This window comes from Paenibacillus sp. FSL H7-0735, assembly GCF_038008505.1.
In the GTDB taxonomy this organism is placed as follows: Bacteria; Bacillota; Bacilli; order Paenibacillales; family Paenibacillaceae; genus Paenibacillus_AQ; species Paenibacillus_AQ odorifer.
The window spans coordinates 3,813,606-3,826,933 of the sequence record NZ_JBBOZH010000001.1 but is presented as its reverse complement, the minus strand read 5'-3'; the positions used below and the strand labels follow the sequence as shown (position 1 = coordinate 3,826,933).

The following is a 13,328-nucleotide window of genomic DNA, read 5'->3' as shown; positions in this document are numbered from 1 at the left end:
AAAAACGAAGAGCGGCCTGGAATCCGGCGCTCTTCGTTTTTTACTGTTATTGTTACTGCCATTCAGTTTAGCGGATGACCGTTACCTTGATCGTATCACTGGCAGTTACTCCCGCCGCGTTGACCAGCTCCGCCCGATATTCGTACACACCGGCAGTGCGTCCGCTGATGGTGGTTGCTGCACTTTGCGCCGAAGGTGTATGGGCATTCAGCGGCTGTGAGTCGATAAGCTCCCCGTTCTCATATAGGCGGTACTCTGTAGCGTTAGTTCCCCACCAAAGATTCATCGACACCTTATAGGTGCCATCTCCGTCCCAGTTATCTTCGGACAGAATCGGCTTGCCCGGCGCAGAGTCACTTATGGTGACCGTAAGCGAATCGATCTTGGTCGTGCCATATTTGTTGGTTAACTCTGCAGTGTATACATAAGTGCCGTTCACCTTGCCATGAAGCTCTGTGCTTGCCGTCTGGGCAGCCGGCGATACATCCTTCAGTGTCTTAGAATCAATCAGTGTGCCGTTCTCATAGAGTTTGTAGCTCGTGCCGTTATTACCCCACCATAGGTTCATGGTGACCGTATAGTTACCATCACTAAGTCCATTAGCATAGCTGCTGTTGGAGGAAAGATCAGCCTGTCCTGGCTTACCAGTCGCAATCACCTGGCCGCCAATAACCTGGAAAGTATAGCTCTTTTCAGTCGTATTGCTGGCCGCATCCTGCACGGTGTATTTCACGGTGTGGGAGCCGGCGCCTAAATCGGCGGCGCTCAGGGTCTGGCCCTCGGCAATCGTTTTCCCATCTAATAGAAGCTGTTTCGAGGTGACACCTGACAATACATCGTCAGCAGTCAATTCAAAGTAAAGCTGCGCTCCTTCTTCTACATCTCTCACCTCATGGCCGGATTCCTTCAGTTCGGCAACCGGTGGAGCCGTATCAATATTGAGGTTCAACGTCTTGGGATCTTCCGATTTGCCTTTTCCCGGCACAGCATGGTATGTCAATGTATGCCGCCCGTCTTCCTTCAGGTCCACAGGTGTACTGTACTCAGCTTCCTTGTTGCCGTTAAGCGAGTAATAAACATTAGCTGTATCTGTATTCGCCTTCAGGGTAACGGTGACCGGCTGGTTAAACCAGCCGGAAGCATTAGGCTCGGCAGACAGCGTCGCCGTTGTCACCGGAGCCCCCTCTTCTTCTGCTGCGGCGAAGTCATCGAGGCTTCTCGGCTTGAGCTGGTAGATGCCTTTAAAAATTGCGGCAACACCTGTGATATTAAGTTTTTGTCCCTCAGTATAAGGGAAGATATCCTTAGTAATGCCTGTCCGGGCATCCACGCGCACATGATTGCTTGTCCCGTCGGCGTTGACTGCGTCGAATTCAAAGGAGCCGCTTGGCGTAGCGTTGATAATGTTCGCCACTGTCACACCGTTCAGTTGAACCAATTGGCCTTGGTTGGCATCATTCACCATGTTCGCCGCAATCGGCTGCGGCAGTGCCGCCGTGCCCGTCTTCGCAATTTGTACTGCTTCGGTCAGCTCCAGCTCTGTGTTGTACAGTGCGGTGGACGCTGTTACCTTGACCTTATCGCCCACGTGGAAGCCGCTCTGACTCTGGAAGACATAAACCCCACCGGTTCCATCTTGGAGATAGAAGGACTGTCCGCCAAAGATACCCGGCTCGGTCGTCACGGTCCCCTCCACCGTTACCAGTGATCCGGCTGCCTTAGCCCGGGAATCGCCGATAGAGATTGCAGCCGGTATGGGATCTTCCTCAGCCGGAAGCGGTTCAGCAGGAACATTGCCCAGCGTCACCGATTCAGTCTTGAGGTTTGTACTGTTCTGACGGAGGCGCAGATTGGATGCAGCTGTGGTGCCCGGCTTGATCTGGATCGTCAGGTCCTTGTAGGCATGACCGTTCAGATCAGCCGTCAGATTGAATGAGGAGCTATAGCCGTAGCTGCTTGGCCAGGTGCCGTCGCTGTTCTGAATCTTGGCGATTTGGGCGCCGCTGCTTACCTGGTAGACACCTACCTGGAAGCCGGAAACGCTTGTGCCTGCTGGAAGATTATCTGCACTCACCCGAATCTGAAAATTCTGTGCATTTGGCAGCACAGCCTGGTGCGTGAAGTTATAAACCGCACTTGCAGTGGCTGCTGGTCCGCCGTAGGAGCCTGCTTTGAAGGTGCTGCGATCATACCATTTGTAGCCAGCATTTGGTTGAGCCCAAGGCTCCGGTTGCGGCTCAGTGGACAGCGCTGGCTCCTCGAATGGCAGCAGTGCTGTCGGCTGATCTAGCATCAGGCCATTCACCTGGGTGAAATCCGTATAACTCTCCTGCTCAGCGAGCCAGTTGACGGTGTTAACCAGCAGTTTGGCATCGTCCACTTCCTTGAAGCCATCGTAAGTTGTTTTCTTGGCACCGGTATCTTCGCGCAGGTATTTCGGTGTTGCATCTTCTACAGGAGATGAGTCACCGATGAAGGCTGCCTTGCCGGAGCCTTTTTTCGCAACTGCCACATAAGGACCTTCTGCCACACCGCCGCCGTTATAGACCCCCTGGTCTACGGCATTGGCCCAGACAGCATTGGTTTGCGGCAGGTAGACGATACCTTTCGCACGGGCTGGGTCTAGAATGGCCAGCGTGGAACCGGCATGCATAGCTACCGCCGATACGCCCGTTGTAATGCCGAAGGCTTGATCGGGAGCCACGATGTTGGTTGTGTTAATGTCGCCAAGCGCATTGTAGCGGAAACGGACACCGAACTCGTCCGCCAGCCAGTCAGAGCTAACCACACCCTGCATGGCTGCAGAAGCGACCTCATCGGCATTCATGCCTTTGGCTGGATTGTCCCACGCTCCACGGCGGTAGCCGTTGAAAGCTTCAGAACCATCCCAGCGATTTTTGTTGCGGTCGGCATTATAATGGTCGCCGATGAAGAAGATACTGCCGCCATCCTCCACATATTCCGCCATCGCAAGCTGCTCGCTTGCTTTGTAGGGCACGTTGGATTCGGCGACGATGTAGACATCATAATCGGAAAGATCACTCAAAGTAATTGGAGTCGTCTTGCGGAGTTCTTTGACATAATAGCCTTCCTGGGCAAGGGCATTCCCAAAGTCTGAAAAAGCGCCGTCAATCACCCAATCGGCTGCTCCCGCAGTCTGCTCATGGGTATTGTCAAACAGGATCTTCTGGCCTGCATGCTCATTGACCACTTTGGCCTCAATGTACGGTGCAGGATCGTTTGGTCCTTCTGCGAATACCGCCGAACCGGCTCCGAACGTGAACAGCTGAAGTGGTACGGCCACCGCCACAGCTAGAGTGCTGTTCATCAGCCTCTTTTTCCAAACTGAATTCTTCTCCTTCATACCCTTCCTCCTCAAGAAATAGTCCGGTGAGTAATTACCATAAATACCCACCTGCTTGACATCTACTATCCTATCTCAAAACAATTAAAAAAAAGATAGATTTATGTAAACTGCTGTAAAAATTATACTTTTGGCCTATAAAACGGGTCGAATATAGAAAGGGTATTATGAAAAAAGTCACAGTTGCTGAGGCTCATGATGAAGGATTGGGCTATCGGGATATTAGTACAAAAAAAAGCGAAACGGATAAATGCTCCGTTTCGCTCTCTCCTAAGTTACTGATAACCAAGTAACAAATTCACAATCGTATCAAGCTGAAGCTCTAATGAAAAAGGGTCCTCCATTACGAATTCATCATGATAATTATCGCCATACAAATAAACTTTGCCATTTTTCACTGCAGGGATGCCTTTCCATATGTTACTTTCCATTGCTTTATTGGTTGCATCCGCATCGCCATTATATACAAAAACATAATCACCTAAGTATTCTGGAAGCACTTCAAGTGAAATGGATTCAAACCCCTCCGCCATATTTTTGGCACTTTCTGTTGGAGGTAGCTTCAGCATATTGTATATAGTGGAAGAACCATAATTTCCTCCCTTTGCCGCTAAGACGTACACGGCCTTTTGTGAAAACTGAACAATCGAAACGGTTTCCCCTTCCTTGATAACCCCGGCAAGTTTCGACTTTGCTTCAGCTACTTTCAGTTCATATTCCGTAATCCATTCTTCTGCTTCTTTTTCTTTTCCGAATATTTTGCTTACACTCCTAAATTTATCAAGCGGCCCTGCTGTTTTTAACCCCTCCCAATAAGGCAGAAAAACAGTGGTCCCAATTTTCTCATATTGTTCTATGTTCTCATCGATCGAACCGATAATTAAGTCCGGATCTAGCATCGTTAATTTTTCCAAATTTAAAGGAAAATCCCCTAAATCCTCAATTTTCTCGATCGTTTCTTTGGGTATGTCCGCTTTTTCCATCCACCCTTCATCCAGCATAAACGTTCTTGCTCCGATGGGTATAATTCCTAATTTCAATAAATGCCCCATATATTGGTCAGCCGCCACTCTTTTCGGCTCTGCTGGTAGTTCCACATCTCCCTTAGGCGTTGATACTATTCGAGTGTTCGTACTTTCTTCTGATGTTGCTTGATTTACGGTTCCATTCCCATTACTTTGTTCCTTCGTAGCAGTACCCGTCCCGCTTGAGCAAGCACCTAATAATAGAGAACTGCAAAGCAGTAAAGCTGCCGTCGTCTGAGATTTTGTCATTTTAAACATAGGTAATTCCCCTTTTTCCGTATTATGATAATGATTATCATTATTAATATACTGTTGAACGATGGGTTCAAAAATAGAGGATGTGGGGAAGTTTAATGGACTTTCAGCAACTTTAGGCCGCTGAAACTCTCTTGTTCTAAAATGTGCAGGGGATACACCTTTTCTTTTCTTGAAAATTCGGCTGAAATAATATACGTCTTTATAACCAACACTTGCTGATATTTCCCCGACCGAAGCATCTGTTGTCATTAAAAGCTCCGTTGCAAGTTCAAGCCGAAACCGAATTAAGTAATCAATCGGACTCATACCTGTGTGCTCTTTAAACAAGGATGACAAATGATAAGCACTGAAATTAAATACTTCCGCAAGCGAATCTAATGTAATTGGCTCCGCATAGTACTCCTGGATATAGGTGATTACCTGGACTGCAACACTTGTTTGTTTCACTTCAGTCTCTTTTCTATGTAATTCTTTTAAAACCTGATGAATGAATTGATAAAAAAGTGATTTTACATTGAGTCTCTCTTCTTGCTCGTTCCATTTTTGATACATCAATTGCATTTTGTTATAAAGTAAAATGGGTGCATCTGGGGAAAAACAATATTGTGTTTGGAACAGATCCTCCTCTTGCATCCATGCACGGTAATAAATGATATAGTAAACAAAATTCTTGCTTGTCGGAACAATATTAAGGGTCGCTCCTTTCCCGCTATGCAGGACTTGAAATCCTGTAAAAGAAAATTCAGACTGATCTAATTGAACTTGAGCGCTCCCTTGTACCGAAAGTAAAAATATACTGGCAGGAATCTTATATTTATGAAGAATTTCGCCCCGAATCCTTTCAATACGGCGCACATCCAATAACTTGACCGTCGCTTGGTCCCAAAGCAATATTTGATTGCTTTTGTGCATAATGACTACCCCTCCGTTATCTGTCTAATACTCATCATAAATGATAACCATTATCAATAACAGTCAAGATATTTAACTTAATAACAAAAATCCGATTGCCCTAAAAGGTGCAATCGGATTTTGTAATATAATTTTATTGTTCAGACGCCAATTGCAGAAAATGATCTGCAGCCAAACGGACAGCCAGGATACTTGCGCTATTGAGTGAGTTATCAAAGATAAGTACATGATTGTTTTTCACTGCTTCCAGTGAGTTCCACACGTTCGAAGTTTCCTTGTCCTTGATGGCTGCCTTTGCGATATCCATATCATGCTGGATAATAATAAAATCTGGATTCATGCTGTATATTCCCTCCAGAGAAAGTGCCCCTCCCTCTTCAGGATATCCCTTTGGTGGCAACAACCCAAAGCCTACAGTTTGATTGTAGTACATCGTGTTTTTAGAGCCTTGAGCATTAAAATTGGCTTTTCCGTCGACCCGTAGTAAAGCAAATGTTTTATTCTCAAGACTACTTAACTGTTCTTTTGTTTTTGCAATCATTTCTTGGGTTTCCTTAATGGCTTGTTCCGCTAATGTCTCTTTACCAACAATCTGAGCACACAGCATCGCCGTTTTTTCCCAGGTATCGGTGTAGTCAATTAAGATGACTGGTGCAATCTTATTCAACTCTTCATAATTGCTATCAACAGAACCCTTGAAGGTTACAATCACATCTGGCTTTGCATCCATGATCATTTCCAGGTTCGCATTGCTGCTGCCCAAATCAATAATTTCAGCAGTTCCAGCATAAGGCTGTAAAGTAGCAAAATCCTTCATCGCTTCCGCTGCATTGGTTGATGCGATTGGAGGAGTATCTAGAGCAAAAAAGTAATCTAAATACAAGGGATGCAAAACCGCTATACGCTCAGGACGTGTCTTAAGCACCACTCCATTGTCGCTGGCATCCGCAATTGTTCTAGGCCATCCCGCTTCATCGATCTTGCCGGCTTCCGGTGTAGGCGTGACTGAAGTTTCGGAACATCCAGCCAGTAATCCTGCAAGTATAATTAAGGATGCAATCCATCCATATAGTCTTTTCATTTGGCTCCCCCTTGAGTTGTTATCATTACTGTCTGTATAAATGCTTCATTAAATCACGGTTTTTCTGCGTGAACAGGTCATTATGTGAAGACACCATCCCGGACGAATTTGCCTCCGGTGTGATGTATTGTTTGGCTTGGTTTACCGCATTGGCAGCATCCTGGAATGCCCCCGCGATCAGGTGCAGTTTCCCATCATGATGTAGAACATCACCTGCCGCATAAATACCCGGCACGGATGTCCCGCTCGTTACTGATCCTGAAATCTGGTGTTCCCACAGATCCATTTTAATTTCACTGTTCACCAGCAGTTCTTTGTCGCGCTCATAACCGTGATTAATGATGACCTCATCGACAGACAGCTCAAATGCCTCTCCGTTGTCATTACTTTTCAGCAGTACAGTCCCTATTCTTTCGTGATCCGGTGTGGCAATCAACTTTTCGATTGAAGTATTTAACAAGCACTCTACGCCATTGTTTGCCAAGCGTGAAATATCGGCTTCATGCCCCTTTAAGTTCTCTTTCCGGTACGTCAGAAACACCTTTTTGGCAATCGGAGCCAGTTCATTCGCCCAGTCAACAGCAGAATGGCCGCCTCCCGATATTAGGATAGTCTTCTCTTTAAATCGGGCAAGTGACTTCACCGTATAATGCAAATTTGTGATTTCGAATCTTTCGGCACCCTCGATTTCGAGCTTGACCGGCTTCAGAATGCCTCCTCCAATGGCCAATATCACAGTTTTAGTGAAATGCTTCCGGTTTGCGGCGGTGTGTAAAATAAAGTAACCTGCTTCATCTTGCGAGATGGATGTGACCTTTTCATTAAAGGCAACCTCCGGTTGGAAAGTCATCCCTTGAGCAACCATTTGTTCTATAAGTTGTGAGCCAAGAATAGGCTGTAAGCCTCCTACGTCCCAGATCATCTTTTCCGGATAGACATGCACCTTACCGCCAAGCACAGGTTGGAATTCTATAATTTTGGTTTTCATTTCACGGAGTCCGCTATAAAATGCAGCAAATAATCCAGCCGGACCGCCGCCAATAATCGTAACATCAAACAATTCCTCTTCATGCATCGTTCAATCGCCTCATTTCTCTTTTTTAAATCCCTAAATGCTCACGGAAAGTGCTTCCAGTATATTCACTCCGGAATAAACCTCTTTCAACCAGCTCCGGTACCAACTTCTCAAAAAACAACTCCATAGATTGTTCCGAGCCGCCTGGCAAGGCGATGAAGCCATCCATAGCCTCCGCATCAAACCGTTCAATAATATCGTTCAGCACATCCTCTACTGTCCCGACAGATACCCAATGTGCAGATCCGACAACCTCCGGCCTGTCCAAGATTTCTTTCACTGTAGGCTGGTTTTTGATAATATACCGCCGTAACAATTCGGCATGAGTCCGGCTGCGGACGGCCTGACTGGAATCGGGTAATATATCGTCAGTTACTCGCTTATCTAAGGGATAACCGCTTAAATCAAGACCCATCACCGATTTGAGCGAAGCATGTCTGCGTTCAAGGCTTAAATTCGCATGTGCAGCCTTATGTAATTCAAGTGCTTCTTCGCGCGTATCGGCCAGGAAAAAATATAAGCCCGGCAAAACTTTGATAGCATCCGGATCACGGCCCTGCTCAGCCGCTCTTCTTCTCAGATCATTCCTTAGTTCCACTCCCGATTCGATATCCGGCATTGCCGCAAAAATAGCATCAGCTACAGATGAGGCGAAATTCCGTCCAATGTCTGAAGCACCAGCTTGAAATAGCGGCGGTGTTCCTGATTTGTGAGCAGGCAAAGTAAGCGGCCCTTTTACACTGAAAAATTCCCCGGAATGATTAATAGCAGTCACTTTATCCTTATCCGAAAACATACCTGACTGACGGTCGATAACAATCGCTTCATTCGGAAAACTCTTCCAAAGCTTGCGTACAACATCCGTGAATTCCATAGCCTTGGCATATCTTTCTTCCGGTGACGGCATAGGTGAATCGCTGAAATTATCGGCACCTTCAATCGAAGTGACAATATTCCAGCCGGCGCGTCCATTGCTCAGCCAGTGTAAGGACTGCAATTGCCTTGCAACAACATACGGCGGATTAAAAGTAGTGGAAATCGTCGTTACCAGTCCGATCCGCTCGGTTTCACGAGCTATCGCTGCAAAAAACAATGCAGGGTCGGGGCTGCCGAAATTTGAGGAGTCTCCTATCATCTGCGGGCTAACATACAGATAATCAGCCCTGAAAAGAAAATCGAGCTTTGAATTCTCAGCCATTTTTGCCAAATCAATATAGTAATCAATAGACTCCATCTTCTCTACTCCGCTATCCGGGTGCCGCCAGCCGTCTCCTTTCATCCAGGTTGCATTTAAGGACAGGCCAATACATAATTGTCTTGGTCTTTTTTCTGTCATATCTACCAGCCTTTCATTTATAAATCAATTTACTGATAATGATTCTCAGTTACAAAGGTGAGTTTATCAAAAATTTAAATAAATTCAAATGTACAAATCTCAAATCCAGCATGCATCATTATTTAATCTAAATAAAAAAAGTCTGCACTTCTGGCTTATCACCAGTAGCTGCAGACGTAGTTCAAGTAAAAGAAGCTCATTATGTACATTATTTATAAGCAGAGGGAGAAACACCGAATTTCTTTTTGAATAATCGGCTGAAATATAGTGGATTGTCATAACCAACACGGTCAGCAATCTCGCGGATAGGAAAATTACCTGCTTTGAGTAATTCACAGGCCCGTTCCAAACGATAATTAACGACATAGTCGATTGGTCGTAGTCCCGTATATTTATGAAAGAGGTAAGAGAAGCGGTTGGCACTCATTGCATGCTGTTCCGCTAACTCACCGAGTGTAAGTGAATTCATATAATGAAGTTTAATATACGCAAGAGCTTCGTCTACCATTTTTTGATTCGGAGAACTATCGTTCTCTCTGTAACTGCACGCAATCAGAACCTGATGCATCAGGCTTAAGAACAACTCCTTGATACGCAGCTTCCCAATTTCTCCGGATGGATGGGCATTCTGATGGAGCATAATTAGTAATTCAATAATCTTTAGATTCGCTCCCGGCTCCAGCTTGAAATGAGAGTCAAATTCGTGAGTACTATTCATTTCTTCCGGCATATCCAATTTATAAAAAAGTGAGTAATACTCGAGCTCAGATTGTCCTATAACCTGCGAATCCATCTGCATGCCCGGAGCAGCATGAAAAACTGATCCTGGCCGTAATTCATATACCGTTCCGTTCACACGTATTCTGGCTCCCCCGCGAATGATAAATAAAAATCCATGCTTAACGGTGGTGAATTCACTTAATAAGCTTTTGGGCTGGATGACTAAGCGGCTTCTATCTTCTATTTCATAGACACCTTTAGTAAATGCCTTTGCTAATTTGTCCAAATTTATCAATGTTCTGCACCTGCTTCCTAGCACCATGCTTCTTTTAAAATCAGATCCAATTCTGATATTTATTTAAAACAGTATAGACAATAGTGTGCGAAATTGCTAGAAGTGTAGTAGATATTCAAATGTACATTGTACCCAAGAAGATGCTCAGGAGATTTTGGTTGAAAATATGCCGTTTTCATTACAATCAATTTGAAGAAGTTCATCCTGTAAAATCCAAACATCAGTTTTTTCAACAAAGAAATGAAATCCGCCAATGGATTGAACCCATGCGGGATCGATCGGTGTAGCACTTGCATTAATTCCAACAGTGAAGGCATCTGAGCCTCCACCGGCATATTTTGCATAAATTCTTACATATTGGTCCTCTTCCAAACCCCATTCATTCTTAAATGAATCCAATGCTTTTTCGGATACTGCAAATGATATCATTCCTCTTCTCTCCTTTCTGCGGTTCAATCACATTTTTTTATTTCGCCACGATAATTGGCCATTCTGAAACTGGCTCCGCATCCACATGAAGCTTTTGCATTAGGGTTATTCATAGTGAATCCGCCTACCATTCCACTCTCTTCATAGTCAATTTCAAGACCGTCAATATAAGGAATACTATTCGGGTGAACCAATATACTAAAATCCTTTTTATTTAATACAATATCCTCTTCTGCCTGCTGTTCATCTAAGACTAGGGTATAGGATAATCCACTGCATCCCCCTTCATCAACACCCACTCTAAGGAATGGATTTAGGATATTCGCACTTAATAAGATTTCGGCGATTTTTTCTGATGCCTTATCACTGATCTCGATGATCATTGTGAACTCCTCCTTCGTGTTTATTTGTTTTTCAAACCTAAAGATTGAATACCTGTTCCTATCTGTTCAGCTACTGGTGAGATCCGAGTGCTCGCAAATAAACTCATTACAATCAACAAGAGATGGAAACCCATTGCTACAATTAATCCGGATTGGAGTGACATTCCGCCAGCCTGACAAACCACAAGAATGGAACCGCCGATCCCGATAACTACACCGGGTGTAAAAGAATCCGCAAATTGCAGATTTGCCGAGGTGTTGCCGACACCTCCTTCTCTTGTCTGAGAAAACGCCACAACACCGCTAATCGGATGCGCCAATCCAATGCCGATTCCAGCGATGATCTGTCCAAAAACTGCAACGGTAACGGTCACCACGGGTATCCAAAATACGATAGTAATCCCTATGGCAAGCAGCAATACACCCAGAATAATTCGCGTATGCCGTCCACGCCCCTGATCTGCCGAATCCCACCGTCCTTGCAGATACGCTATGACGCACCAACTCAACGCAGCACTCGCTACAATCAATCCGGCCTGAGAAGGCGTTATTCCCTTCACATCGATTAGAGCCAATACCAAGAAATTCTGTGTGCTGGTATAGGCAGCGAAGAACAGCCCACGTGTTGCCAGAATAGCTGGCATGCCTCTTCGAAGCGTAAGAGTTCCCTTCGGCAGCAGTTTGCGGAGCGGAAATATCATCAGTACTAAGCCGATAAGGACTAAAACAAATCCCATAATACTCGGAAGCATGCTTAGACCAACCAAGAAAATCCCTGTACCCATCGTTAACAGTAAAGCCATCCAAGTCGATGAAGCTCCGATATCCCCTTGTGTCTTCGGTGTTTTTAATTTCGTGAACGCAGGTAAACTAAGCAGCGCTGAAATTATCAGGATCGGTAATATTCCTCAGAAAACAAACCGCCAGGACCACTGATCTGCGATAAGACCTGCAACGTATGGACCGAGCATGGACGGAAGAACATAGGCCGTACCAAACGCTCCTAGTATTTTGGCGCGTAATTCATCCGGGTAGCTTAAGGATATTGCTGTGTACACACAAGTCATCATAGCTCCGGCACCCAAACCCTGCATGGCCCGTGATCCTATCATGGTATACATATCGCCTGATGTTGCGGCAGCGATCAACCCAACGATAAACAAAAGTAGTGCGATAGTGAACGGTATTGCAGGTCCTCTTCTATCTATGATTCGACCGACGACCAGAGTTCCGATAATCTGCGCAAGCAGATACGTGCTGAATATCCAGCCAAACAGGCTAAGGCCGTTCAAATCTCCAGCAATCGAAGGGGCAATGGTGGTTACGGACAGACCTTCGAATCCAACGGCCATCACTGACAGAATAATACCTATGGATAGTGCAAAATAACGTGGGCTGAAAATACTTTGATGATTAGACGACATGAAATGTGACCTCCAAGAAAATTGGTATGTATACATCGTATCCGGACACTTAGTAAACATTTTTGTTTATAATGTCTAAGCTACAGTTCAGCTTTGACTTTGTCAACATTTTTGTTTAAAATGTAGTCTGTGATGTAGATTTAGTTGCTTCAAAAGGAGGTGCACCTTGAGCCGAAATCAAACCAAAAAGGATGTCTCAACCAAGACCCGAAGAGCGATCATTGATCTGTTAAAGCAGCAAGGGGGAATGGATGTTATGGCACTCTCCTCGCAGTTTTCGCTATCTGGAATGGCTATTCGTCAACATTTGAATGCGCTGAAAGAAGAAGGGCTGGTTACTAATAAAGAAGAGGCCCGTCCCATGGGGCGGCCCACCAAGCTATGGATCTTAACCCCCGCGGCCGATCGGTTTTTTCCAAGCGGATATTCGGATTTATCCGTCAGTCTGATCCATTCCATGAAAGAAGCTTTCGGAAACGAGGGGCTGGACAAGCTGCTGGCTGTTCGAAATAAAAATATGCAAGAACAATATCTTCAGCAACTTGGTGATACAGCAGACGTTAGAGGGAAGCTGGAGAAACTGGCCGAGATTCGAACAAATGAAGGCTATATGGCCGAGGTTAAGGAGCAGGATGATGGCAGTCTTTTATTCATTGAGAAACATTGCCCGATCTGTGAAGCTGCTGTTGTATGTACCGGGTTATGCAAAAATGAGTTACATCTATTTAAAACTGTTCTAGGTAATAATGTTCATATTGAACGGGGGGAGTACATATTAGCGGGAGGAAGAAACTGTGTATATACGGTTAGAATCTGACAATTGCTGTGGCACTTTCCAAACGCCTGCCATGTCACACATGAGCATCCAATGACTAGCGATATGAACCATTATCATAATATTCATTACAAATAGATAACAACCCACAGCCAAGATTTATAATAAAAATGATCTTGGCTGTGGGTTGTTTTAGTTTAACTTTACCCCGTTATTTAATGTTACATATTCCATTTCATTTCTTCCTCAAT

At 45.0% G+C, this 13,328-nt stretch carries 11 protein-coding genes; 1 reads left to right on the top strand and 10 read right to left on the bottom strand.

What is annotated here, in order from left to right; all coding sequences use genetic code 11:
* Positions 1–67: 67 nt before the first annotated feature.
* The 10 genes from NSS82_RS17340 to NSS82_RS17295 form a co-directional block, all read right to left on the bottom strand.
* A complete protein-coding gene (locus tag NSS82_RS17340; protein WP_076273201.1) occupies positions 68–3,364 on the bottom strand; it encodes a chitinase N-terminal domain-containing protein in 3,297 nt (1,098 codons plus the stop codon).
* A gap of 275 nt (positions 3,365–3,639) precedes the next feature.
* Positions 3,640–5,559 (bottom strand): AraC family transcriptional regulator, encoded by a 1,920-nt coding sequence (locus NSS82_RS17335; protein ID WP_076296634.1) that lies wholly within the window; start codon positions 5,557–5,559, stop codon positions 3,640–3,642.
* Positions 5,560–5,692: 133 nt separating this feature from the next.
* Positions 5,693–6,640 carry an ABC transporter substrate-binding protein gene (locus NSS82_RS17330; protein WP_076273199.1) on the bottom strand — a complete coding sequence of 316 codons (948 nt, stop codon included), beginning with the start codon at positions 6,638–6,640 and terminating at the stop codon, positions 5,693–5,695.
* A gap of 25 nt (positions 6,641–6,665) precedes the next feature.
* On the bottom strand, positions 6,666–7,715 hold the full coding sequence (locus NSS82_RS17325) for an NAD(P)/FAD-dependent oxidoreductase (RefSeq protein ID WP_076106628.1): 1,050 nt from the start codon (positions 7,713–7,715) through the stop codon (positions 6,666–6,668).
* A 25-nt stretch (positions 7,716–7,740) separates the two neighbouring features.
* Positions 7,741–9,051: an NtaA/DmoA family FMN-dependent monooxygenase gene (locus tag NSS82_RS17320; protein ID WP_076106626.1), complete on the bottom strand. Its 1,311-nt coding sequence runs from the start codon at positions 9,049–9,051 to the stop codon at positions 7,741–7,743.
* A gap of 208 nt (positions 9,052–9,259) precedes the next feature.
* The gene (locus NSS82_RS17315; protein ID WP_256718562.1) at positions 9,260–10,057 is read right to left on the bottom strand and encodes an AraC family transcriptional regulator; all 798 of its coding nucleotides are present in this window, start codon (positions 10,055–10,057) and stop codon (positions 9,260–9,262) included.
* Between the two features lie 153 nt (positions 10,058–10,210).
* A complete protein-coding gene (locus NSS82_RS17310; protein WP_076141255.1) occupies positions 10,211–10,495 on the bottom strand; it encodes a hypothetical protein in 285 nt (94 codons plus the stop codon).
* 23 nt (positions 10,496–10,518) lie between these two features.
* Positions 10,519–10,878, bottom strand: coding sequence for a HesB/IscA family protein (locus NSS82_RS17305; RefSeq protein ID WP_370511313.1), 360 nt, complete (start codon positions 10,876–10,878; stop codon positions 10,519–10,521).
* Between the two features lie 20 nt (positions 10,879–10,898).
* On the bottom strand, positions 10,899–11,681 hold the full coding sequence (locus NSS82_RS17300; RefSeq protein WP_256718561.1) for a hypothetical protein: 783 nt from the start codon (positions 11,679–11,681) through the stop codon (positions 10,899–10,901).
* Positions 11,682–11,786: 105 nt separating this feature from the next.
* Complete coding sequence (locus NSS82_RS17295) at positions 11,787–12,302, bottom strand: MFS transporter (protein WP_256718560.1); 516 nt, start codon at positions 12,300–12,302, stop codon at positions 11,787–11,789.
* 166 nt (positions 12,303–12,468) lie between these two features.
* Here NSS82_RS17295 and NSS82_RS17290 point away from each other — a divergent pair, with 166 nt between their 5' ends.
* A complete protein-coding gene (locus NSS82_RS17290; RefSeq protein WP_076273198.1) occupies positions 12,469–13,119 on the top strand; it encodes a helix-turn-helix transcriptional regulator in 651 nt (216 codons plus the stop codon).
* Positions 13,120–13,328: the final 209 nt, after the last annotated feature.